The organism is Streptomyces sp. NPDC025651, from assembly GCF_055558735.1.
Map to the genome: position 1 here is coordinate 143,265 of NZ_JBVHLZ010000009.1, position 21,470 is coordinate 164,734.

The 21,470-nt window shown below is 73.3% G+C and carries 21 protein-coding genes and 1 pseudogene; 14 read left to right on the forward strand and 8 right to left on the reverse strand.

Annotated features, from left to right (window positions below; genetic code table 11):
• Positions 1-5: 5 nt before the first annotated feature.
• The 4 genes from ACZ4D5_RS29410 to ACZ4D5_RS29425 all read left to right on the forward strand — a co-directional run bounded on the left by ACZ4D5_RS29410 (position 6) and on the right by ACZ4D5_RS29425 (position 4,214).
• Complete coding sequence (locus tag ACZ4D5_RS29410; RefSeq protein ID WP_467775461.1) at positions 6-893, forward strand: HIT family protein; 888 nt, start codon at positions 6-8, stop codon at positions 891-893.
• The gene (locus ACZ4D5_RS29415) at positions 890-2,065 is read left to right on the forward strand and encodes a cytochrome P450 (RefSeq protein WP_467775462.1); all 1,176 of its coding nucleotides are present in this window, start codon (positions 890-892) and stop codon (positions 2,063-2,065) included. Before ACZ4D5_RS29410 ends, ACZ4D5_RS29415 begins: the two co-directional genes overlap by 4 nt.
• On the forward strand, positions 2,059-3,234 hold the full coding sequence (locus ACZ4D5_RS29420) for a hypothetical protein (protein ID WP_467775463.1): 1,176 nt from the start codon (positions 2,059-2,061) through the stop codon (positions 3,232-3,234). Before ACZ4D5_RS29415 ends, ACZ4D5_RS29420 begins: the two co-directional genes overlap by 7 nt.
• 74 nt (positions 3,235-3,308) lie before the next feature.
• The gene (locus tag ACZ4D5_RS29425) at positions 3,309-4,214 is read left to right on the forward strand and encodes an NAD-dependent epimerase/dehydratase family protein (protein WP_467775464.1); all 906 of its coding nucleotides are present in this window, start codon (positions 3,309-3,311) and stop codon (positions 4,212-4,214) included.
• A 76-nt stretch (positions 4,215-4,290) separates the two neighbouring features.
• Here ACZ4D5_RS29425 and ACZ4D5_RS29430 read toward each other — a convergent pair whose 3' ends face one another.
• A complete protein-coding gene (locus ACZ4D5_RS29430) occupies positions 4,291-4,977 on the reverse strand; it encodes an HAD family hydrolase (protein WP_467775465.1) in 687 nt (228 codons plus the stop codon).
• A 128-nt stretch (positions 4,978-5,105) separates the two neighbouring features.
• The gene (locus tag ACZ4D5_RS29435) at positions 5,106-5,849 is read right to left on the reverse strand and encodes a peptidyl-tRNA hydrolase (protein ID WP_467775466.1); all 744 of its coding nucleotides are present in this window, start codon (positions 5,847-5,849) and stop codon (positions 5,106-5,108) included.
• Positions 5,850-5,918: 69 nt separating this feature from the next.
• Here ACZ4D5_RS29435 and ACZ4D5_RS29440 point away from each other — a divergent pair, with 69 nt between their 5' ends.
• Positions 5,919-6,833, forward strand: coding sequence for an ABC transporter ATP-binding protein (locus ACZ4D5_RS29440; RefSeq protein ID WP_467775467.1), 915 nt, complete (start codon positions 5,919-5,921; stop codon positions 6,831-6,833).
• A gap of 29 nt (positions 6,834-6,862) precedes the next feature.
• The gene (locus tag ACZ4D5_RS29445; protein WP_467775468.1) at positions 6,863-7,531 is read left to right on the forward strand and encodes an ABC transporter; all 669 of its coding nucleotides are present in this window, start codon (positions 6,863-6,865) and stop codon (positions 7,529-7,531) included.
• Between the two features lie 55 nt (positions 7,532-7,586).
• On the opposite strand, the gene ACZ4D5_RS29450 is transcribed toward ACZ4D5_RS29445, so the two are convergent.
• The gene (locus ACZ4D5_RS29450) at positions 7,587-8,501 is read right to left on the reverse strand and encodes a polysaccharide deacetylase family protein (RefSeq protein WP_467775469.1); all 915 of its coding nucleotides are present in this window, start codon (positions 8,499-8,501) and stop codon (positions 7,587-7,589) included.
• A 149-nt stretch (positions 8,502-8,650) separates the two neighbouring features.
• Positions 8,651-9,343: an alpha/beta fold hydrolase gene (locus tag ACZ4D5_RS29455; RefSeq protein WP_467775470.1), complete on the reverse strand. Its 693-nt coding sequence runs from the start codon at positions 9,341-9,343 to the stop codon at positions 8,651-8,653.
• 348 nt (positions 9,344-9,691) lie between these two features.
• Between ACZ4D5_RS29455 and ACZ4D5_RS29460 the strand changes: the two genes are divergently transcribed.
• The 6 genes from ACZ4D5_RS29460 to ACZ4D5_RS29485 all read left to right on the forward strand — a co-directional run bounded on the left by ACZ4D5_RS29460 (position 9,692) and on the right by ACZ4D5_RS29485 (position 15,018).
• Positions 9,692-10,840: a methyltransferase gene (locus ACZ4D5_RS29460; RefSeq protein WP_467775471.1), complete on the forward strand. Its 1,149-nt coding sequence runs from the start codon at positions 9,692-9,694 to the stop codon at positions 10,838-10,840.
• Positions 10,841-11,025: 185 nt separating this feature from the next.
• Entirely contained in the window at positions 11,026-12,279 is a 1,254-nt protein-coding gene (locus ACZ4D5_RS29465) for a Cmx/CmrA family chloramphenicol efflux MFS transporter (protein ID WP_467775472.1), read from the forward strand.
• Positions 12,280-12,284: 5 nt separating this feature from the next.
• Positions 12,285-12,737 (forward strand): RidA family protein, encoded by a 453-nt coding sequence (locus ACZ4D5_RS29470; protein WP_467775473.1) that lies wholly within the window; start codon positions 12,285-12,287, stop codon positions 12,735-12,737.
• A gap of 49 nt (positions 12,738-12,786) precedes the next feature.
• A complete protein-coding gene (locus tag ACZ4D5_RS29475) occupies positions 12,787-13,365 on the forward strand; it encodes a TetR/AcrR family transcriptional regulator (RefSeq protein ID WP_467775474.1) in 579 nt (192 codons plus the stop codon).
• 325 nt (positions 13,366-13,690) lie between these two features.
• On the forward strand, positions 13,691-13,771 hold the full coding sequence (locus ACZ4D5_RS29480) for a tryptorubin family RiPP precursor (RefSeq protein WP_365450461.1): 81 nt from the start codon (positions 13,691-13,693) through the stop codon (positions 13,769-13,771).
• A 182-nt stretch (positions 13,772-13,953) separates the two neighbouring features.
• Positions 13,954-15,018, forward strand: coding sequence for a cytochrome P450 (locus tag ACZ4D5_RS29485; RefSeq protein ID WP_467775475.1), 1,065 nt, complete (start codon positions 13,954-13,956; stop codon positions 15,016-15,018).
• Positions 15,019-15,044: 26 nt separating this feature from the next.
• Here ACZ4D5_RS29485 and ACZ4D5_RS29490 read toward each other — a convergent pair.
• Positions 15,045-15,702, reverse strand: a pseudogene (locus ACZ4D5_RS29490) (SAM-dependent methyltransferase); the annotation flags it as partial.
• 244 nt (positions 15,703-15,946) lie between these two features.
• On the opposite strand from ACZ4D5_RS29490, the gene sph reads away from it, so the two are divergent.
• Positions 15,947-16,936, forward strand: a complete 990-nt coding sequence (sph, locus tag ACZ4D5_RS29495) for a sphingomyelin phosphodiesterase (RefSeq protein ID WP_467775476.1) — start codon at positions 15,947-15,949, stop codon at positions 16,934-16,936.
• Here the strand turns inward: sph and ACZ4D5_RS29500 are convergent, their stop codons facing one another.
• The 3 genes from ACZ4D5_RS29500 to zapE all read right to left on the reverse strand — a co-directional run bounded on the left by ACZ4D5_RS29500 (position 16,937) and on the right by zapE (position 20,539).
• Positions 16,937-17,881, reverse strand: coding sequence for a PPK2 family polyphosphate kinase (locus tag ACZ4D5_RS29500; protein WP_467775477.1), 945 nt, complete (start codon positions 17,879-17,881; stop codon positions 16,937-16,939).
• Positions 17,882-17,935: 54 nt separating this feature from the next.
• On the reverse strand, positions 17,936-19,297 hold the full coding sequence (locus ACZ4D5_RS29505; protein ID WP_467775478.1) for an alkaline phosphatase PhoX: 1,362 nt from the start codon (positions 19,295-19,297) through the stop codon (positions 17,936-17,938).
• A gap of 150 nt (positions 19,298-19,447) precedes the next feature.
• Positions 19,448-20,539: a cell division protein ZapE gene (gene zapE, locus ACZ4D5_RS29510; protein WP_467775479.1), complete on the reverse strand. Its 1,092-nt coding sequence runs from the start codon at positions 20,537-20,539 to the stop codon at positions 19,448-19,450.
• Between the two features lie 36 nt (positions 20,540-20,575).
• Here zapE and ACZ4D5_RS29515 point away from each other — a divergent pair, with 36 nt between their 5' ends.
• Complete coding sequence (locus ACZ4D5_RS29515) at positions 20,576-21,424, forward strand: pyrimidine reductase family protein (protein WP_467775480.1); 849 nt, start codon at positions 20,576-20,578, stop codon at positions 21,422-21,424.
• The last annotated feature ends 46 nt before the right edge of the window (positions 21,425-21,470 follow it).

Below are 21,470 nucleotides of genomic sequence, written 5' to 3' on the forward strand. Positions count from 1 at the left end.
CGACCATGGATCTCCCTCACCACACCGAGCAGGACCTGGCACGCCTGGCGCTGTCGACGCGCCTGCGGGACCTGTCCGACGAGCTCCGCAAGGCGGTCGCCGAACCCGACGCCCCCGCCGAGGCCGACAGCACGCTCGCCGAGCGGATCTGGCGGCTCCTGAACGACGACGTCCCCGTACTCCAGGACGAACTCGTCGCCTACCTGCGGACGCGCGGCGCGTCCTGGACCTGGATCGGCGAGCGCACCGGACTGAGCGCGAAGGACGCCGAGGAGCGCTGGGCCCTGCGCGAACCCGAGCACCTGGCGGACTCCCGGGCCCGGGCCGCGGACCTCGACGCGTGGTACGTGCGCCACGTCCAGCTGGAGCCCCTGGCCGACGTCGCCGACCCGGTCAGCCGGCTGTTCGACCACAGCACCCCGCTCCACGAGCGCTGCCTGATCTGCGAGAAGTACGCGGGCGCACCCGTGCCCTCCTGGGCGGGGCGCCCCGTGCCGCCCGGCGGCCACCTCGTGGACGACGGGACGTGGCGGGCCTGCCACGGACCGACCGGCTACTGGCCGCGCGGCACGCTCCTCATCGAGTCGCACCGCCACTTCGTCGACCACAGCGACCTCACCGACGAGGAGGCCGCCTCGCACGCGCTGCTGGTCCGCCGGCTGACCACCGCGATCAAGGAGGCCACCGGATCGCCGCGCGTCTACACGTTCTCGTCGATGGAGGGGACCCCGCACTTCCACACCTGGCTGATGCCGCGCATCGGCGAGGACGGGCCCCGGGGCCGCCCCCTCGTCGGCAACCCCGGCCACTGCACCGAAGCGGAGGCGGTCGAGACCGTCCAGGCGATCCGCAAGGCCCTCGGCGAACCCGTGGACCCGGAGGTCGCACCGTGACCTCGGCCTGCCCCTTCCCCTTCCCCGAGCACGAAGGCGTCGAGCCCGCACCGGAGTTCGGTGCCCTGGCGCACGGCGAGAGGCTGGTGCCCGCGACGCTGCGCAGCGGTGTCTCGGCGCTCCTCGTCCACCGGCACGAGGACATGTGCCAGGTGCTCACCGACTCCGCCTTCGCGCGCTTCCCCGCCTCCCGGTTCGGCATCAGCCAGCGCTCGCCCGAGTCGCTCGCGCTCAACTCGGTGGACCCGCCCGACCACACCCGGCGGCGCCAGATCGTCGCGCACGCCTTCACCGCGCTGCGCGCCAATCAGCTGCGCCCGTACGTGGCGGAGCTCGCCGGCGACCTGGCGGTCGCGATGCGCGACAAGGGCGGCCCCGCCGACCTCCTCGCGGACTTCGCGGTGCCGCTCACCGTCGGCGTGATCGGCCGGGTCTTCGACCTGTCGGAGACCGACGTACGGCGGCTGCTGCCCCTGGTGGAACGGATGATGTCCATCACGGCGTACGCCAAGTCCGAGGTGCAGTCCGCCCACCACGCCATGTTCGCCGAGTTCGAGAAGTTCCTCGCCGGGCCGCACGCGGACCCCGACGGCCTGTTCGGCAGGATCGCGCGGGCCACCCGGGACGGCGACCTCGCCCCGAACGAGGCGGTGCACCTGGCGTACGGGCTGCTGATCGCCGCCCACGAGACGACCGCCAACCAACTCGGCCTGTGCTTCCTGCTGCTGCAGCGCGAACCGGAGCTGACGGAGCGTCTGCGCACGGACCCCGAGCTGATGCCGGCCGCCGTGTCGGAGATGCTCAGGTACACGTCCCTGAACGCCGCGGGCGGCGTGCCGCACGTCGTGCAGCGGCCCGTCAGCCTCGGCGGTGTCGTGCTCGAACCCGGCACGGTCGTGCTGCCGGTGACCGACGGCGCCAACCGGGACCCCGAGGTGTTCCCGGACCCGGACACGCTGGACGTGGACCGGCCGTCCAACCCGCACCTGGCCCTCGGCCACGGCCGTCACCGGTGCCTGGGCGCGCCCCTGGCCCAGATGGAGCTGGAGGTCGCGCTCGCCGCCCTCCTGCGCCTGCTGCCGGAACTGACGCTCGCCGTACCGGAGGAGGAGCTGGAGTGGCGCAGCGGGATGTACGTCCGCGGAGTGCGGAAGCTGCCGGTCACGTGGTAGCCGCCGACACCGCGCGGCGGCCCGCGCGGCTCGACACGACGGAGCCCGCCGGGCGCCGGAGGGTCCTGCTCGCCCCGGTCACCGTCAGTCCCACCAAACCCCTGACACCCACCCACCTCAAGTACCTGCTGTCCCTCGACCTGATCATGCGGGCCACGAAGGCCTTCGCGGACATCGACTGCGCCTACCACCACACCGTGTACACGGGCAGCCGTCAGGTGGCGGGCTTCTGGGAGTACCTGGAGCGCCGCCACCCCGGGATCGACGCGGCCGCGCTCGGCGAGGAGGACATCGGCCACCTCTACGTCGCCCACCACAGCGAGGGGGCGGCCGCACCGTACGCCGCGATCCGGCCGGTGGTCCGGCGGGCCGAGGAGGGCTGGGTCCACCCCGTCAGCGACCGGCTCCTGGACCTGTGGGAGAACCACTACCGGCGCCTTGGCATGGCCGATCCCGGGCTCGGCCGCGGCAGGCCCGAACTCGCGCCCACCGACGAGGTCATCGACCTCCTCGTGCGCCACGACGCGTGCCTGGACGGGCGGCCGCTCGCGGCCCCCGTCTATCTCGACGCCACCCGCAAGGGCCTTCCCCTGCGGCTCGTCGTGAGCGAGGAGGGGCAGGCGAACTACCTGATCCACCTCCTGCGCGAGCTGATCCCCGTCCTGCCCCGCTACGACCTGGTCGTCCTCGCGCACGACGTCGAACTGCGCTCCGACTACCGGACCGTGGCCCACGTACTGGAGACGCTCGGCGCGAAGGTGGCGCGGTTCGAGGTGCCGCGCGTCCCGCTCGACGGCGTCACGCGCTCGGCGCGGGCCGGCGGCTGGGAGGGGTACACGCTCGACGCGTTCCAGGGACCCCTGGTCGAGCGGCACGGCCTGGCCGCGTTCCGCCTCGGCCTGCGCCTGTACCTGGTGGCGGGCCTCGGCAGGACCGCCCAGCAGTCGTTCACCGTCAAGCACCTGGGACGGTGGGTGCGGCGGGCCGAACGGCTCCTCGCGGAGCGCCCGGCCGACGGCGTCGACGTGGCGCCCTACCTGACCCGGCTCACCGGAAACCTGGGGTACGCGGATCCCTACCGCGTGGCCACCGCCCTGATGAGCCGTGACGAGGACGTGCCGGTCGCCGACCTGCTCCGCCTGGTGACCGGCGGAAGCGAGGAACAGTGAACGCATCGGACCCGACGCCGGCCCCCGGGCAGGTCCGGCGTTCCCAGGGCCGACACGCCCCGGGAACCGTCCTGTTGACGGGCGGCGCCGGCTTCATCGGCTCCCACGTGCGCCGCCTCCTCCAGGAGCGCGGCACCCCGGTGCGGGTCCTCGCGCACCACGCGGACGTCGACTCCGGCGACACGGTGCGCGGCGACCTGGCCGACCCCGCGTCGCTGGACGGCATCTGCGCGGGCGTCACGACCCTCGTGCACGCCGCCTCCGTCATCAACGGCAGCGAGGAGGCGTGCCGTGCCGTCAACGAACGCGGCACGGCGGCTCTGGTCGCCGAGGCCCGGCGGGCGGGCGTGCGGCGCATCGTGTACGTCAGCACGGCCGCCGTGTACGGCGCGGGCGTCCACCGGGGCATCACCGAGAACGAGGTCGAGCCCGCGCCCGCGTCGCCGACCAGCCGGTCCCGCCTCGTGGCCGAGCACAGCGTGCGCGAGGCGGGCGGAACGGTGCTGCGGCCGATGTTCGTGTACGGCGCGGGCGACCGCTGGTTCGTCCCGACGGTGGCCGCGCTCGCGGGGCAGTTGGCCGCCGACCCGGCGAGCGGCGCGGCACGGCTCTCCCTCATCTCCGTCCACGACCTCGCCCGAGCGGTGTGCGCGGTGGCGCAGTTGCCGACCGGCGAGCTGGACGGGGAGGTCCTGCACGCGACGCATCCCGAGCCCACCGCGCTCGCGGAGATCCTGGAGGTCCTCGCCGGGGACTCCCTCACGTCGGGCATCGGCGACGACGCGCACGACCGGGTCGTGGCCAAGATGGGCAGCGCGGCGTCCCGGCGCCTCGCCCTCGTCAACACCGACCACTACTACGACAGTTCACGGCTGTGGCGGGCGGTGGACGTCTCCTGCGGGCCCGGCTTCCGCGCGACCTATCCGCGCTACGCGCAGTGGTACCGGGACGCGATCGGGGCCGTGGCGCCGACGCGCTGAGCGGTGCGCCGCTTCGGGGGAACACCTGGCCCGCAGGTGTTCCCCCGAAGCGGTTCGAGGCCTCCCGCGCCTTCCGTCACGAGGGGGAGGCGGCGAACGCGAACGCTTCCGTGAGGCTGTCGACCACGGGGCGCCCCGTCGCGCGGAGCTCGTCCGCCGAGGTCATGCCGGTGGTGACGAGCACGCAGTCCGTGCCCACCTGCGCGGCCGCCGCCGCGTCGTCGTCCACGTCGCCGACGAGCAGGCACTCCTGCGGCGCGAGCCCCAACCGGTCGAGGTGCGCCGCGAGATGACCGGCCTTGTGGCCGCCGGCCGCCTCGGGAAGGACGCCGTCGATCCGGTCCACGTACGCGTGCACACCGAACCGCGTCGCGAGGGAGGTGACGTCGTCGTGCAGCGCCATCGAGAGGACCGACTGGGTGAGCCCCGCCTCCCGTACGCGGATCATGGTCTTCTCGGCGTCGGCGGCCAGGCGGCACTCGCCCAGGCGGTCGCGGTAGGCCGTGCGGTAGAGGCGCACGACCTCCGCCCAGTCGTCGGGCGCGCTCACGTCGCGGTCGAGGATCGTGCCGTAGCAGAGCCACAGGGGCCTGCGCAGGGCCGCCCGCCACGCCCGCATGTCGACGGTGGGCCTGCCGAAGTGGGCGCAGACGTCGTTGACGGAGGCGAGCATCACGTGGTTGTCGTCCAGGAGCGTGCCGTTCCAGTCCCAGACGACGTGCCGGATCCGGTGTTCCTGCGAAGCCTCGGGGCCAGTGCGCACCGGGCGTTCCTCCTCAACTGACGGCGTTGCTTCTGACGGTGTCGCTTCTGACGGCGTTGCTTTCGGCGGCGCTGTTCTTGGCGGCGTTGCCCGGGACGCGGAGGCGCGGGGAGCGCGGGCGTCGCCGCTCACCGTGCGCGAAGGGCGGGGTGATCCGCGACGACCGTGGCCGATCCCGGCCGGATCTCGGTGAAGCCCGCGTCACGGACCACGGGCAGGCCGCTCGCGGCGAGCGCGCGCCAGGCGGCGGGGTCCGGGGTGCGCACGGAGAGGGGGAAGCCGGCGTCGCGCCAGGCCGTGCGCTCCTCGTCCGACAGCTCCCACCAGGCCAGTTGGGCGCCGTGGCCCGCCTGGGCCATCGCCTTGCCCGCCGACATCTCGACCTCGGGGCTCATCCACAGGACGGGGTGCGTGCGGTCGGCGTCGGACGGGGGCTCCGGGTCGTCCAGGTCCGTGCCCGAGACCTGGAGGCGGGCCAGGTCCTTGGGCCAGCCGTCCAGGGGGACCGGCGGGAAGACGCGGACCTCGGCCGACTTGCCGGTGACCGTGATGCCGGGCAGCGCCTCGGCCCTGCGCCACTCGGCGCCGCGGGCCCGCCGCACCACCTTGCGGATGCGGGCGTCCTGCCAGTCGCGCATGGCCTGGGCCCACTCGCCCTCGCCGAGGGAGCGGGCGTCGCTCAGCATCACGAGGACGGCGCGGGCCGCGGTCTCCAGGGCGTCGGTGCGGGCCGGGGGAGCGGCGCGTTCGATACGGGCGACGAGGGGCAGCACGAACTGCGGGGCCTCGTCGCGCGAGGTGGTCTCGTGCCGGAAGGGGCTGTCCTGGGCGTCGCCCGGTCTGCCGGGGACGGTGGTCTCGTCGCTGCTCACGCGTCCAGTCTGCCAGGTGTTCGATCAGCGCCGCAGGGAGCTCGGGACCGGTGCGGGAGGATGGCCCGCATGGAACGTGATCTCGCGGTGCGGCTCGAAGGCGTGGGCCGCCGCTACGGCATGGCCGGCCCGTGGGTGCTGCGCGGCGTCGACCTCGATGTGCGCGCGGGCGCGCTGATACGGATCGAAGGCGCCAACGGCACGGGGAAGTCAACGCTGTTGCGCCTCGTCGCGGGGATCGACGCGCCCTCCGAGGGCCGGGTCGCGGGGCGTCCGCGCACGGCGTTCGTCCCCGAACGCTTCCCGGCCGCACTGCCGTTCACGGCGTACGGCTACCTCACGCACCTGGGCCGCGTCCACGGTCTTGCGCGGGGCGCGGCCGGGCGGCGCGCGACGGAGTGGCTCGAGCGGTTCGGCGCCGCAGGGTACGCGCGCACGCCGCTGTCGGAGCTGTCCAAGGGCAGCAGTCAGAAGGTCGCCGTGGCGCAGGCGCTCCTCGCCGACCCCGACCTGCTGGTCCTCGACGAGGCGTGGACGGGCCTGGACGCGCCCGCCCGCGCCGAACTCGACCGCGCGGTGGCCGAACGCGCGGCCGCGGGCGGCTCGGTGGTCTTCGTCGACCACGATCCGCGGCGCCTCGCGGGAGTGGCGGACGAGGTGTACGGAGTCGTGGGCACATCCCTGAACCACCGCGCGCGGCAAGGGACTTCGGGGGAGACCGGCCCGACGGGCCCCGTGGTGACCATCGAGGTCCAGGGCCCCCGAGGCGCGGAACTCCCCCCGCAGGCGACGGCGACGGCCACGGACACGTCCTCGGCGACCCCCGACGGCACGATCAGCCTCACGGTCCCGGAACCCCACTCGGACCGGACCCTGAGGGAACTCCTGACGGCGCGGCCGCCCTGGCACGTGGTGGCGGTGCGCAGAGCGGAGCCGGAGGACGCCGGTCGGCCCGTCCCCGGCCGGGAAGGGCAGGCCCGCTGATGAGGGTGCCGGGAAAGGCGGGCCCGGTGATGAGGGCTCTGCTGCGCTATCAGGTCGCCCTGTTGGTGCGGTCCCAGCGGTGGCTTCCCGCCGTGATTCTGTACGCGGTCTTCCTCGCCGTCGGCGTGCAGGGCGGGCAGCCCGTCCTGGACTCCCTCGCGTACGCCGCCGCGGCCCTGCTGCCCGTCGCCGCCTGGCTGGTGCGGATCTGCGTCACCAACGAACCGCCCGCGGCGCGCAGTTGCTCCGCCGCGGCGGCAGGCCCGGGGAGGGCCCACCTCGCCTCGCTGCTCGCCGCGTTCCTCGCGGCGTCCGCGCTCGGGACCGCGGCCGTGCTCGTCGTCACCGCCGTCAGCGACGCGGCGAGCACCGACTCGCGGGTGCCGGTGCCCCGGCTGCCCGCGGGCGCGGCCGGGCTGCTCGCCATGCTGGTCAGCGCCCTGCTCGGCACCGCGCTCGGCGCGCTCGCCAACTGGCCGCTGCTGCGCACCGCGGGCCGCGCCGTCCCCGTGACGCTGCTCGGCGCCCTGCTCCTGCTGGTCACCACGGGATCCCCGGCGCAGTCGGTCCTCACCGACCTGACCACGGGGTCGCGGGAGGGCACGGTGCCGGTGCCGCTGGGCGCCCTGGCGGGAGCGCTGGCCGCCGCGGCGGCGGCCATGTGGGCGGCGTGCGCGCTGAGTTCACGCCGAGGCTGAGCGACCCTGCCCCGGCGCTCGCCGGGCTCCTGCTTCGGTGTTTGCCGATGCTGCCTCAGCCCCGCCCCCCGGCCGCCTCCTTCGACGCGGCCGGGGAGCCCGCCGCGCCCGGCGCCCCCGCACCCGTCGAACCGATCTGCTCCGACACCCGGACGAACCGGAACCCACGCTCCCGCAGCTTCGGGACGATCGTCCGCAGCGCTCGTTCCGTCGCGGGCGCCGCGCTGCGCGTGCAGTGCATGACGACGACCGAGCCGGGCCGCACCCCGTCGAGCACCTGCTGGGCCACCGCCGCGGAGTCCGTCGCGAAGGCGTCGCCGCTGACCACGTCCCACTGCACGGCGGTGACCCCGCCGGGCGCGAGCGCGCGCAGGGCCCGCCGGTCGTAACAGCCGCCGGGGAAGCGGAAGTACGGCACGGGACGCTCGACCCCCGCCGCGCGGAACGCGTCGAAGGCGCGCTCCACGTCCGCCCGCATCCGGGCCGCGGGGACGGTCGGCAGGCCGTAGCAGCTGCCGGTGAAGGCATGGTGGCTGTACGAGTGGTTGGCGACCTCGAAGAGCGGATCGCGGCCGATGTCCTTGGCCTGCGCCGGGTACTCCTCGGCCCACCGCCCCGTCATGAAGAAGGTCGCGGGCACCTTGAGCCGCCGCAACGTGGCGACCAGCGCCGGATTGTCGAACCGCTCGCCCGCCGCCGCCCGCGGCCCCTGGTCCGCGGTCATGTCGGCGTCGAAGGTGAGCGCGACGGTGCGGCCCTGCGTACGGGACCCGTTCGTGAACACGGGGGTGAGCCCGGCGGGGCCCGGCGCGAGCGTGGGCGGTGCGGGCGGCGGAGAGGGGGCGGCGGGGCTCGTCGAGGGCCGGGCGGGATGGCCCGGGTGCCCCGGCGCGGCGGTGTCGACGGCGCATCCGGCGAGGACGGCGGTGAGGGCGCAGAGCGCGGCGCATCTCCGTACGAGAGTGATCACCCGGCGACGATATATGTGCGAATGCGACAAATCGCACAGCATGCCCCGCCGCCCCGCCCCGTCACCACCCGTCCGGGGCCCACAGGTCCGGCGCCCGTCGGCGGCGAACCGGGCTCAGCGCGGCGGACGCCGGGGGACGGCCCCCGTCCTCACACCCACCCCTCCAGCGACGCCATGAACCCGTCGAAGTCGTCGCGATGGATGGTGTGCCCCGCGCCCCGGACCGTCCGCACCTCGAACCCGCGCCGCACCAACTCCTCCTGGAGAGCTTCGTCGACGAGGAGGCTGGGGTCGGAGACCTGCACGAGCGAGGGCACGACGGGCGCGCCCGGCGTGTGGTCGACGGCGTGCGCGCCGGAGATCGACAGTGCGGTGTCCGTGTCCCAGGCGGCCAGCGTGGCGACCTCGACGTCGACGTCGGCCTCCTCCCAGCGCGGGTTGAACCCCGTGATCATCGCGCGCGTGGCCCGCTTGAACCCCACGAACGCCGCGGCGTCGACCGGACCGCCGACGCCGAGCGCCCACGCCGGGTCGGAGTACACGGCCCGCCGGGGAGCGAGCCGCTCGGCCGCGAGGGCCAGGGCGAGGCCGCCGAGCGAGTGCCCTATCGCCAGCTCGGCGCCGGTCGGCAGGGTCTCGACGAGGTCGTCCGCGAAGATCTTCGCGCCGTACTCGCCGCGCCCGCTCGCGCCGTGCCCGCGCAGATCGACGCCGATCACGCGGTAGCCCTTGTCGGCGATGGCCGGCCCCACGCGTCGCCAGGTGCGGTGGTCCGACATGATCCCGTGGATCAGGAGGGCGACGCGGTCGCCGGTGCCCCATTCATGGGTGTGCAGCTTCATGGTGGTGCCTTTCTCGCATACGTGGGCCGTGCGGCACACGTCGATCTTGTACGTGAACCGGCGCGTTCCGGTATCGAGCCGGTCACACCCGCGGTGCGGCGGCGACCGGCTTGCCAGGGGCGGGCCGCGTGTGGCAGCGTCGCGATCATGACGATGGGCATGGTTCTCGGCTGACGTCCGCTCGCGCGCAGCGACGCGGGGCTTCCGCCTGCCCTGAAGCCGCCGGTGAAGCCGCCGGATGTCCGGCAACTCCCTCTCCCCGGCAGCCCGTTCTCTGGTAGCCCTTGAGGTCTCCCGCGTCGAAGCGCTCTTCGTGTCCCAGCGCCCGCGAACCACGAGGAGTCCTTGATGCCCCGCATCGAGTGGACCGAGAACGACATCGTCAACCCGCCCCGTCAGTACGCCCGTTGGCACTCCGAGAGCGGCGCGGCGCCGCCCCGCAGGGTCGTCGTCGCCGACGACCGGACGAGGGCCGACGCCGCGTACCGCCTCGCCTGCGAGGGCACCGCGCTGCTCTGGCGCGGCGACTTCCACGGCGCCCGCAGGCTCCTGAGCGCCCTGGGCCGCCGCGTCGACCGGAAGGCGCCGGGGCCGGGAGCCACGCCCGCCGAGTCCTTCCATCTGCACCGCCGCGCCCGCGGCCACCGGGCCAGGGTGCTCGGCATGCTGCTCGTGCGCCTCGACGGCGACCACGGCATGGACCTGCGCCGCGCGCCCGACGTCCGCGCCGCCTGCCGGGAGGCGTACGGGCCGCCCGACGGGCCGATGGTGGTCTCCCTGCGTGAACTCCTCGGCGTGATCGGCGCCCACCAGTGGCGGAAGAAGGGCGTGCCCGTGCCCGCCATCGGTGCCCGGATCCATCCGCATTACGGGGTGTTCTCGCCGGTCAGGGGCGAGTACGTCGACCTCGTCGCACAGGCGCCGCTGCCGGCCGCCGCCCCGCAGGGCCCGCCCCGGCCGTGTACGGCGTTCGACATCGGCACGGGAACCGGCGTGCTCGCGGCCGTCCTCGCCCGCCGGGGCGTCGAACGGGTCGTGGCCACCGACATCAACCCGCGCGCCCTGGCCTGCGCGCGCGACAACGTCGAACGGCTCGGCCTCGCCGGGCGGGTGGAGGTCGAGGACACGGGCCTGTTCCCGACGGGCCGCGCCGCGCTTGTCGTGTGCAACCCGCCGTGGCTGCCCGCGCGTCCGACGTCCGCCGTCGAGCAGGGCGTGTACGACCCGGGCGGCGCGATGCTGCACGGCTTCCTCGACGGGCTCGCGGCGCACCTGGAACCGGCGGGGGAGGGCTGGCTGGTCCTCTCGGACCTGGCCGAACACCTCCAACTCCGGTCGCGCGACCAGCTGTTGGCGGCCTTCGACGCGGCGGGGCTGCGGGTCGTGGACCGCCTCGACGTCGCGCCGCGCCACCCGCGCGCGGCGGACACCGCCGACCCGCTGCACGCGGCCCGTGCCGCCGAGGTCACCTCGCTCTGGCGGCTGACGCCGGGGTGACCGTGGTGGCCCGCCTGTGCTGAAGCGAGCACGGTGCTGAAGCGAGCACTGTTCTGAAGCGAGCGCGGTGTTGAAGCGGGCGCCCGCTGTGCGGCGGCGCCCGTTTTGAAGCGAGCGATTCAGAATGTGCTAGCGTCCTCACTCGTCAGTTCTGAAGCACTCGCTCCAAAAGGGGGATCGCCTCCATGCCGCTTGCGGTGTACATGGTCGGGCTCGGCATCTTCACCCAGGGAACATCGGAGTTCATGCTGTCCGGCCTGCTGCCGGGCATGGCCGACGACTTGGGGGTCTCCGTCCCCGACGCCGGACTCCTCATCTCGGCCTTCGCGATCGGCATGGTCGTCGGCGCCCCGCTGCTCGCCGTCGCCACGCTCCGCTGGCCGCGGCGCACGGCGCTCGTCGCGCTGCAGGCCGCCTTCGTCGCGGCCCACGTGGTCGGCGCCCTCGCGCCCGGCTACGCCGTCCTGTTCGTGACGCGCGTGGTCAGCGCCCTCGCGTACGCCGGGTACTGGGGCGTCGCGGTGGCCACGGCGGTGGCGCTCGTCCCCGCGGAGGCCAAGGCGCGGGCGGTCGCCGTGGTGGCCGGCGGGCTGACGCTCGCCACCGTCGTCGGCGTGCCCGCGGGCACCGTCCTCAGTCAGTTCTCCAGCTGGCGCGCCGCGTTCTGGGCGGTGGCCGCGGCCACCCTGGTGAGTCTTCTCTGCACGCTGCTCGTCGTCCCCGGCGGCCGGCCCGAGGGCGAACGCCCCTCCGTGCGAGCCGAGTTGCGGGGCATGGCACGGCCCCAGCTGTGGCTCTCGTACGCGATCACGGCCTTCGCCTTCGGGGCGGTCATCGTCACCTTCAGCTACCTGGCGGCGCTGCTCACCGACGTGAGCGGGGTCCCCGAGGGGTGGGTGCCCGCGGTCCTCGCCCTGTTCGGCGTCGGCGGGATGGCGGGCATCGTGATCGGTGGGCGCACCGGCCAGTCCCGGCCCCTGGCCACCCTCGGTCTGGGGCTCGGCGCCCTCGCCCTCTTCTCCGCCCTCCTCGCGCTGACCGCGCACGTGACGGCCGCGGTGATCGCCCTGGTCTTCCTGCTCGGCCTCGTCGGCTACGTCACCAACCCCGCCCTGCAGTCACGGGTGTTCACCCTCGCGCCGGGCGCCCCGACGCTGGTCGGCGCCACCAACACGGCCGCGTTCAACGTCGGCAACACCGTGGCCCCGCTGCTCGGCGGCCTGGCCATCGACGCCGGGTACGGCTACGCGTCGGTGGCCTGGGTCGGCGCCGCGCTGGCCGCCGTGGGATCGGCGGGCGTGCTGTGGGCGGCGCGTCTGCGGCGGGCGGAGCGTAAGCGGCCGGACGTCATCGGGGCGTGGGAAGCCACCGGAGCGCGGGAAACCATCGGATCGCAGGAAGTCCCGGCCGCGCGCCGGGCGGTGAAGGCGGAGGCATGAGCACCATGCGACGAACCGAAACGGCTGCGGTCGCGGCCACGGATGCGGCTCCGGCGCGCGTACGGGTCACCGCCGACCCCGACTGGTACGAGTCGGCGGGCATCTCCCTCGGCATCCGCGTCGGCGACCTGGTCTTCACCTCGGGGCAGGCGCCCGTCGACGAGCACGGCGCGACCGTCGGCGCCGGGGACTTCGAGGCCCAGGCCCGGCGGGCGCTGGCCAACGTGTCCACCGTCCTCGCCCACGCGGGCTCGGGCCTCGACCACCTGGTCAAGCTCACGGTCTTCGTGACCGACATGGCCCACCAGGACGTCTTCGCGAAGCTGCGTGCGGGGTTCTACGCCGCGCCGTTCCCCGCGGAGTCCTTCGTCCAGGTCGCCGCGCTCGCCGACCCCGCGTGGCTGATCGAGATCGAGGCGATCGGCGCCGTGGAGCAGGGCGCGGGCGACGTCTCGTAGGGGCGTACCAGGTTTTGTAAGAGCATTCCAAAACGGTTACCGTGAGGCCATGGCCAGACCACGAGAGTTCAACGAGGACCGCGTCGTCACCGCGGCCATGGAGACCTTCTGGCGCCAGGGGTACGAGGGCACGTCGACGCGCGACCTGTGCGACAGCACGGGCCTTGGCCCCTCCAGCCTCTACAACACCTTTGGCGGCAAGCGGCAGCTCTACCTCCGCACGCTCCAGCGCTACTACGACACCGCCACCGCCGCGCAGGTCGAGATCCTGCGCGGCGGCGGCCCCGCGAAGGAGCGGCTGCGCGCCATGATGATCCACGCCGTCGACGCCGACCTCGACGCGAAGGGCGCGCGCGGCTGCTTCGCGATCAACGCGGCCGTCGAGGTCGCCGGGCTCGACCCGGAGATCAGGGAGGCGGTGCGGCGCAGCTTCGACCGGGTCGAGGACGAGCTGTGCGCGGTCGTGGAGGAGGGGCGTCGCGCGGGCGAGATCCGCGCCACCGGTGACGCGCGCACGGTGGCCCGCCGGGTGCAGAGCACGTACTACGGGCTGCGGGTCCTCGGCCGCGTCCAGGACGACCGCGAGGTGCTGATCGCGACGGTGGACGGCGCGCTCGCGGACCTCTGACCGGTGGCTCCTCGGGTCGGCGCCGCCGTCTCGCTTCTCACGGGACGGAACGGCGTGCGGCTCGGCGCCCTCTGTCAGGGCGGGCCGACGCGGGTGGCGGAGAACCCCGAGGTGTGGTGGAGCATCCGGCGCGGGGCGGCGTGGACGGCCGCGAGGCGCCCGCTGACGTTTCGCTCACGCGAACGGTCCGAGGCCGCCCACGGGATGCTCCGGATATGCCTGACATAGCGCATCACCTGGCCGTTTATCGTGCGTTGATCGGACCGAGGGACGCTCCGCGAGTCCATGACCCCATGGGCAGACCGAAGCGACCGGAGGTACGTGCATGAAGATCGTCCGCTCCCTCAAGAAGAAGATCACCGGCGAGAAGAGCCTCAAGGCCTACGCCTGGTACCACTGGTACTAAGCCGGCGAATCGGTCACCTCGCGCATCCCGTGCGGATGCGCGTCCGCGCCCTCTGGGGGCGGTCTTCTGGGGACGGTCCCCCAGGGACGGTCCTTCGGGGACGTAATTCGCTGACGAGGCCCGCGCCCGGTGTGCTCCGTGTTCGCCGCCGGGCACGGGCCTCCCGTACTGGGAGACCTCAGATGTCCATGTCCGGCACCGACCGGCTCACCCGGACCACCGCCTTCGCGCCGCGCCTGCACGCCCTGCTGCGTGACCACCGCGGCGAGGACGTGTTCCGCCTGGACGCCGACACCGTGGGCGTCGCCGGGCACGACCTGACCGACCGGATCCTCGCCGCCAGGCCGGCCACCGAACGCGAACGCCCGACCTTCAAGCCCCTGCACGGACGCTCCATCCCCCGCACCGAGGCGTCCACCGTCATGCAGGCCATCGGCCGCGACGTGCGCGCGGCGCTGAAGAAGCCCGCGCCGCGCGGCGTCGACCTGTCGGGGGAGTGGCCGCACGTCGGCCACGTCTACCTGCGCGATCTGATCCTCGGCGCCGACCCGTACCGGCTGCGCGTCCTCATGGACCGCACCCTGGAGCTGACGCCCAAGCTGACCTGGACCGTCATCGCCACCGGTGCCGCCCTGCCCGGCAGGCTGCGCCCCGGGGCGCCCGTCACCAGCATCGCGGGCCTGACCGCGAACGCGAAGACCTACAGCGACCGCCGCTACGCCATGGGCCTGTACCGGCGGGCGGCCGCCCCGGTCTGCTTCACCGTCTCCACGCTCGTCGCGGGCGCGTACTGGCTCGGGGCGCCCTTCGACGACGGGACGCCGAACGAGCCCATCCTCTACGAGGCCATGCGGCTGCTGCCCCCGTCCTGGAACATCCTGCGCAACGCGTCCCCCGAGTACCCGGCTCTCGACGGCCGCATCGGCGCGGGCGACGACGTCCTGCTCCTTCCGCTGCTCAGCCACCGCGACCCGGCGCTCTGGGACGACCCCGAGGAGTTCCGCCCCGAGCGCTGGGCCACCCTCGACCCCGACGACCACCCCGGATACCTCCCCTTCGGCCACGCCTCCGAGCGCTGCTGGGGGCGGCACATGGTGATGCCGCTGGCCGGGATGCTGCTGGACGCGATGCGCGCCGCGGATCTGCGGGTCAGCCCGGGGCAGACCACCGCGAAGGTGCCGCTCGCGGGGCTGCTCGGGGTCGACAAGGTGCGGCTGGAGCGGGGGAGCGGGGCGGGGCGCCGCTGACGGGCGGGCGCGGCCCGGGAGTCGGGAGCGGGGGCGCCGCGCCGGAACAGGGCCGTCCACAGGAAGGGCTCGCCGAAGAGGGGCGAGCCGGGCGGCTCGTCCCGCATGCGGCGCACCTCGACCTCCGTCAGGTCGCGGAAGACGCCGCGCAGCGACTGCGCGGTGTAGGCGAGGCCGCCGTGCAGCCCGCCCCCGCGGTGGAAGTCCGCGTCGTCCAGCTCGGACCCCATGCCCTGCTCGCCCGCCGCGAAGCAGGTGAGGGAGAAGTGGCCGCCGGGTCCCAGGACGCGGTCGACGAGGGCCAGGTGGCTGACGCGGCGGTGCGGCGGCAGGTGGTGGAAGCGGCCCGAGTCGTGGATCAGGTCGTAGGGGCCCGTCAGTTCGGTCGCCGTGAGGTCGAAGGCGTCGCCGCGGTGGAACCGCACGCGGGCCCCGGCCCCGGCCTCGCGGGCGCGGTCCTCGGCCCAGGTCGAGGGCGCGGCCCGGCGTGACGATGCCGCGCTCCACGTACGAGACGAGGTTCTCGTCCGGTTTCGCGGCGAAGAACGGCACCGGCCTGTCGCGGTCCGCGTAGAACCCGTCCCACCAGGCGGCGCCTTCGGCCGTCCAGCGGTCGGCCTCGGGCGCGAACAGGCCGTCCAGAAGCCTCATCACATCGTCCGTCGTGCGGATGGCGCGGTCCACCAAGTCCCCGTCCCTGAGGGCCGATTGTAGGTCCGGGGCGGATGAAGGACCAGGTCAGGGGCTGTTGCGAGGGGGGTCAGGGCGAGGCCGCCAGAGCCTCTTCCGCGATCCCGCCGACGGGGCTTGTTCACGCGCAGTATCCCCAGAAGTAATCCCAGCTGGTTTTATGTGCGAGCGCCGCACCGGCGGCAGCATCCGCACCACCCGTCACAGCACCAACAACCCCCCACCCTCAGGAGTTTCCGTGCCGTACGCAGCGCTGCGCAGGACCCACGCGGCCGCGATCACGACCGTGCTCGCCGCCGCCACGCTCGCCGCCGCCACCCCCTCCGCGACGGCCGCCGACGCCACCCCCGCGGCCACGCCCTCGCTGAAGGTGCTCACGTACAACGCCTTCCTGTTCAGCAAGACGCTGTACCCGAACTGGGGTCAGGACCACCGCGCCAAGGCGATCCCGGCCGCCGACTTCTTCCAGGGGCAGGACGTGGTCGTGCTCCAGGAGGCCTTCGACAACTCCTCGTCCGACGCGCTGCAGGCCAATGCCGAGGACCGCTACCCGCACCAGACCCCGGTGATGGGCCGGAGCAAGGACGGCTGGGACGCCACCGGCGGCGCGTACTCCTCGGTGACGCCGGAGGACGGCGGTGTGACGGTCCTGAGCAAGTGGCCGATCGTGCGCAAGGAGCAGTACGTCTACAAGGACGCGTGCGGCGCCGACTCCTACTCCAACAAGGGCTTCGTCTACGCGGTGTTGGACGTGAACGGCACCAAGGCGCACGTCGTGGGCACGCACGCCCAGTCCACCGACCCGGGCTGCGGCAGCGGCGAGGCCGCCGCCACGCGCGCGAAGCAGTTCAAGGAGATGGACGCCTTCCTGGACGCCAAGAACATCCCGGCGGACGAACAGGTCCTCGTGGCGGGCGACTTCAACGTCGACTCGCACAGCCCCGAGTACGCCTCGATGCTCACGGACGGCGGCTTCGTCCCGGCCGACACCCGCACCGGCCACCCGTACTCCTTCGACACCCAGGACAACTCGATCGCCGCCGAGCGCTACCCCGACGACCCGCGCGAGGACCTCGACTACGTTCTCCACCGCAAGGGCCACGCCCGCCCCGCGAGTTGGACCAACGAGGTCGTCAAGGAACAGAGCGCCCCGTGGACGGTCTCCAGCTGGGGCAAGCAGTACACGTACACGAACCTGTCGGACCACTACCCGGTGATCGGCCGCTGATCACGCCTCGCGCCTCGCCGTTTCCTGAAGGCGGCTTCGGCTCTCCGCCACGTCGAAGTCCGCCTTCGGGTAATGGGGGTCGAGCTCTTCGAGGTGCTCGAGGAGCAGCTTGCTGATCGCCCAGTTGCGGTACCACTTGCGGTCCGCCGGGATCAGGTACCAGGGGGCCGGTGGTGTGGAGCAGCGTTCCAGGGCCAGTTCGTAGGCCTCCTGGTACGCGGACCACAGGGCGCGCTCCTCGATGTCGCCCGGGTTGAACTTCCAGTGCTTGTCCGGGTTGTCGAGGCGTTCCAGCAGGCGGCGCCCCTGCTGCTCGTACGAGATGTGCAGGAAGCACTTGACGATCGTGACGCCGTCGTCCGCGAGGGCCTTCTCGAAGCGGTTGATCTGGCCGTAGCGGCGGCCCAGCTGGCTGCGCGGGGCCAGCTCGCGGACGCGGGCGATCAGGACGTCCTCGTAGTGCGAGCGGTCGAAGATGCCGATCTCGCCGGGCTGGGGGAGCGCCTTCATGATGCGCCACAGGAACGGGTGGTTCTGCTCCTCGGGCGTCGGTGCCTTGAAGGCCTTGATGCGGCAGCCCGAGGGGTTGAACAGGCCGATGACGTGCTTGACCGTGCCGCCCTTGCCGCTGGTGTCCATGCCCTGGAGGACCAGGAGGATCCGGCGGCGGTCGCCCTTGGTGCTCGCCGCGTACAGGCGCTCCTGGAGGTCGGCGAGGCGTTCACCCATCAGGGCGGTGGCCGCGAGTCCCGCGCGCTTGTCGGAGGGGCCCGCGGGGGTCCCGGCGGCGTCGTGGGAGGAGAGGTCGACCCGCTCTCCTTCGGGGATGCGCAGCAGGTCGGTGAGGAGGGGCGGGGCCGGCGCCTTCTTGCCGGCCCTGCCCTTCTTCCGCGCGCCCTTGCCGTCCTTCCTGGCGCCCTTGCCGTCCTTCTTGGCCTTCGCCACCGCGCACCCCTTCCGGTCGTGTCCCTCGATCGTGCGATGAGGGCGGACGGGGCGCTACTCGTGCCAGGGCCCCGTCACCGCGAACGTCGTGCCGGGCGTGTAGCAGTTCACGTACATCGTGTCGTCGTCGGGCGAGAAGGCGACGCCCGCGAACTCGCCCCACTCCGGCTTCTCGGGGGTGCCGATGTTCTGCCGGTTGCGGGCCATCGCGTAGACCTCGCCGCGCCGGGTGAGGCCGTACACGTGCTGGACCCCGTCGCCGTCCTCGCACACCATCAGGCCGCCGCTCGGCGCCAGGCAGATGTTGTCCGGGGACTCGCCGGGCAGCTGGATGTCGGTGCTCGGGCCGAAGGCGATGACGAGGGTGAGGCGGCGTCTTGAGGGGTCGTACCGCCAGATCTGCCCGAAGTGGTCACCGGCCGAGCCCTCCGCGCTGCGCGCGAAGGAGGAGACGAAGTAGACGGACGAGCCGCCCCAGTAGCAGCCCTCCAGCTTCTGCGCGTGGGTGATGCCCTTGGGGCCGAAGTCCTGGAGGCGGATGGGGGTTCGGGCCGCCAGCGGGTCCGGTACGTCGACCCACTCGATGCCGTCGAAGGACGCGCCCGTCTCCTGGATCGAGGACAGGTCGGGCACGCCCGGCACCCGCATCGCCTGCAGCCTGCCGCCCGCGCGCAGTGAACCCCGGCCGCCCTGGGGCCTGTTGGGCAGGAAGCGGTAGAAGAGGCCGAAGGGCTTCTGGAAGGCGTCCTCGGTCTCGTAGACGATGCCGCGCTTGGGGTCGACGGCGATCGCCTCGTGCTGGAAGCGGCCCATCGCGGTGAGCGGCACGGCTCCGGTGCGGTGCGGGTCGACCGGGTCGACCTCGAAGACGAAGCCGTGGTCCTTGGTGTAGCCGTTCGTGCCCGCCTTGTCCTCGGTCTCCTCGCAGGTGAGCCAGGTGCCCCAAGGGGTGGGCCCGCCCGCGCAGTTGACGGCGGTGCCGGCGATCCCCACGCGCTCGCCGACGACGTTGTTCCTCCGGTCGAGCGAGAGCGTCGTACAGCCGCCCTTGGCCATCGGGTCGTACGTGAGGCCTTCGACCGTCGGCACGCCGATCTTGCCGGTGACGCGGTTCTCGTGGTTGCGGACCAGGTTGACGCCGCCGTGCCTTCCTCGGAAGGCGGCCATGCCGTCGTGGTTGCTCGGCACCTTGCCCTCGCCGGAGCGCAGTTCGTCGCCCTCGCGGGAGAGGACCTTGTAGCGGAACCCCTCGGGCAGGTCGAGCAGTCCCTCGGGGTCGGGGACGAGGGGGCCGTACCCGGCCTTCCCGTGCGCGGCCGCGGTGCCCGCGAAGAGTTCCGAGAGGGCGCCGGTGAAGGCGATTCCCGCGCCCAGCGCACCGGTGCGGGCAAGGACCTGACGTCGTGTGGCAGACATGATGGGCAACCTCCTGCTGGCGGACAGGAATGTGACCGGATGTGTGTACCACGCGCCTCGGTGCACGGGAACCACGCGCGTAGCTTCCGTTTCACGCGTCCTTTTGCGTATCGCTGTGCGCGTCCTGTGTGTTCTGTGCCGTACCGGGAGCTACCCGTCCACGAGCCCCTTGGCGTCCCGCGCGAGCGCCGTGAGCCGGGAGATGGCCCGGAAGTACTTCTTGCGGTACCCGCCGTTCAGCATCTCCTCGCTGAAGAGCTTGTCGAAGGGCACGCCGGAGGCGAGCACCGGTACCTCTCGGTCGTACAGCCGGTCGGCGAGCACCACAAGGCGCAGGGCCGTCGACTGGTCCGGCACCGGCGTCACGTCGGTGAGGCAGACGGCGGTGAGGCCGTCCGTCAGCGCGCCGTACCGGCTGGGGTGGACCTTGGCCAGGTGCGCGAGCAGGTGCGGGAAGTCGTCGAGCGAGGCGCCGTCGGTCGCGTACGCCGCCTTGGTGACCTGCTCGTCCGAGTACGGAGCGGGAGCTTCCGGCAGGCCTCGGTGGCGGTAGTCCTGGCCGTCGATGCGCAGCGCCTTGAAGTGGGCGGACAGGCCCTGGATCTCGCGCATGAAGTCCGTGGCCGCGAACCGGCCCTCGCCGAGCTTGCCCGGCAGCGTGTTGGAGGTCGCGGCGAGCGCCACGCCCTGCTCGACGAGCTTGGCGAGCAGGGAGGACACCAGGACCGTGTCGCCCGGGTCGTCGAGCTCGAACTCGTCGATGCAGAGCAGCCGGTGGCCGCTGAGGGTGCGCACGGTCTCCTGGAAGCCCAGCGCGCCGACGAGGTTGGTGAGCTCGACGAAGGTGCCGAACGCCTTCTGCTCGGGCGCCGCGGGCGTCGCGTGCCAGAGGGAGGCGAGGAGGTGGGTCTTGCCGACGCCGTAGCCACCGTCGAGGTAGACGCCGCGGGGCCCGGTGGGGGCGGCGGCCTTCTTCTGGAACCACCGCTTCTTGCCCGCGCCGGAGGCGTGCGCTCCGCCGAGTCCCGCCGCGAAGCCGCTCAGGACGCGGACCGCCTCGGTCTGGCTGGGCTGGGTCGGGTCCGGGATGTACGTATCGAAGCGGACCGAGTCGAAGCGCGGCGGCGGCACCATCTCGGCGACCAGGCGGTCGGCGGGAACGCGCGGCTCGCGGGCGCACAGGGACTGCGGCCCGACGTCGGCTAGGGGGCTTGGCCCGGAGGCAGTGGTGCAGGACGACACAGTTCCTCAGTTTAGGGGGCGTGCAAGACTGCGGACATGCGACGCCTGTTCCCTGTGACCGACCAGACAGCCGACCGGACGGACACCCGGACGGAGGACCGGACACTTGACCGGAGGGACGATCGGACGGATGACCGGAGGAACAACCGGTCGGACGAGACGGCCGACCGGGAGTGGAGCCTCGACGAACTGGCCGACGCCTACGCCTACCCCTCGGGGGAGGCGACCTGGCTGCGGGCCAACATGGTCTCCACGCTCGACGGCGCGGCCCAGCACGACGGCCGCTCCCAGCCCATCTCCAGCGACACCGACATGCGGATCTTCGGGACCCTGCGCGCCCTCGCGGACGTCGTGGTCGTCGGCGCGGAGACGGTCCGCAAGGAGGGCTATCGCCCGGCACGCGCGCGTGAGGCCTTCGCGGAGCGCAGGGCCGCCGCCGGGCAGACGCCCGCGCCGGCCATCGCGGTGGTCAGCGCAAGCCTTGACCTGGACTTTTCGCTTCCGCTTTTCGCCTCGCCCCTGACGCCCACCTTCGTGGTGACGGGGGCCGCGGCGCCCGCCGACCGCATCGACGCCGCCGGGAAGGCGGGGGCCGTCGTGGTGGTCGCGGGCGAGGGCGCGACCGTGGAGCCGGGGCGGGTGGCGCCCGCGCTGGCCGAGCGAGGGCTGACCCGGCTGCTCACGGAGGGCGGGCCCCGCATGCTCGGCCAGTTCGTGGCCGCCGGGGCGCTGGACGAGCTCTGTCTGTCGGTGTCGCCGATGCTGACCGCAGGGGACGCGCAGCGGATCTCGGTCGGGCCCGCGCTCGAGGTGCCGGAACGATTCGTACTGGCGTCCGTACTGGAGGAGGCCGGGTTCCTCTACACCCGATACCGTCGTACCTGACAATCAGCGGAATCAGCCGTTCCGTTTGGCTTCGGCTGGGCACACT

Excerpts from the sequence above, each read along its gene's own strand:
- ACZ4D5_RS29460 (WP_467775471.1), top strand. The coding sequence starts at position 9,692 with ATGCCCCGCATCGAGTGGACCGAGAACGACATCGTCAACCCGCCCCGT.
- ACZ4D5_RS29445 (WP_467775468.1), top strand. The coding sequence starts at position 6,863 with ATGAGGGCTCTGCTGCGCTATCAGGTCGCCCTGTTGGTGCGGTCCCAG.
- ACZ4D5_RS29470 (WP_467775473.1), top strand. The coding sequence starts at position 12,285 with ATGCGACGAACCGAAACGGCTGCGGTCGCGGCCACGGATGCGGCTCCG.
- ACZ4D5_RS29475 (WP_467775474.1), top strand. The coding sequence starts at position 12,787 with ATGGCCAGACCACGAGAGTTCAACGAGGACCGCGTCGTCACCGCGGCC.
- ACZ4D5_RS29505 (WP_467775478.1), bottom strand. The coding sequence starts at position 19,297 with ATGTCTGCCACACGACGTCAGGTCCTTGCCCGCACCGGTGCGCTGGGC.
- ACZ4D5_RS29480 (WP_365450461.1), top strand. The coding sequence starts at position 13,691 with ATGAAGATCGTCCGCTCCCTCAAGAAGAAGATCACCGGCGAGAAGAGC.
- ACZ4D5_RS29515 (WP_467775480.1), top strand. The coding sequence starts at position 20,576 with ATGCGACGCCTGTTCCCTGTGACCGACCAGACAGCCGACCGGACGGAC.
- ACZ4D5_RS29440 (WP_467775467.1), top strand. The coding sequence starts at position 5,919 with ATGGAACGTGATCTCGCGGTGCGGCTCGAAGGCGTGGGCCGCCGCTAC.
- ACZ4D5_RS29410 (WP_467775461.1), top strand. The coding sequence starts at position 6 with ATGGATCTCCCTCACCACACCGAGCAGGACCTGGCACGCCTGGCGCTG.
- ACZ4D5_RS29455 (WP_467775470.1), bottom strand. The coding sequence starts at position 9,343 with ATGAAGCTGCACACCCATGAATGGGGCACCGGCGACCGCGTCGCCCTC.
- ACZ4D5_RS29465 (WP_467775472.1), top strand. The coding sequence starts at position 11,026 with ATGCCGCTTGCGGTGTACATGGTCGGGCTCGGCATCTTCACCCAGGGA.
- ACZ4D5_RS29485 (WP_467775475.1), top strand. The coding sequence starts at position 13,954 with ATGTCCATGTCCGGCACCGACCGGCTCACCCGGACCACCGCCTTCGCG.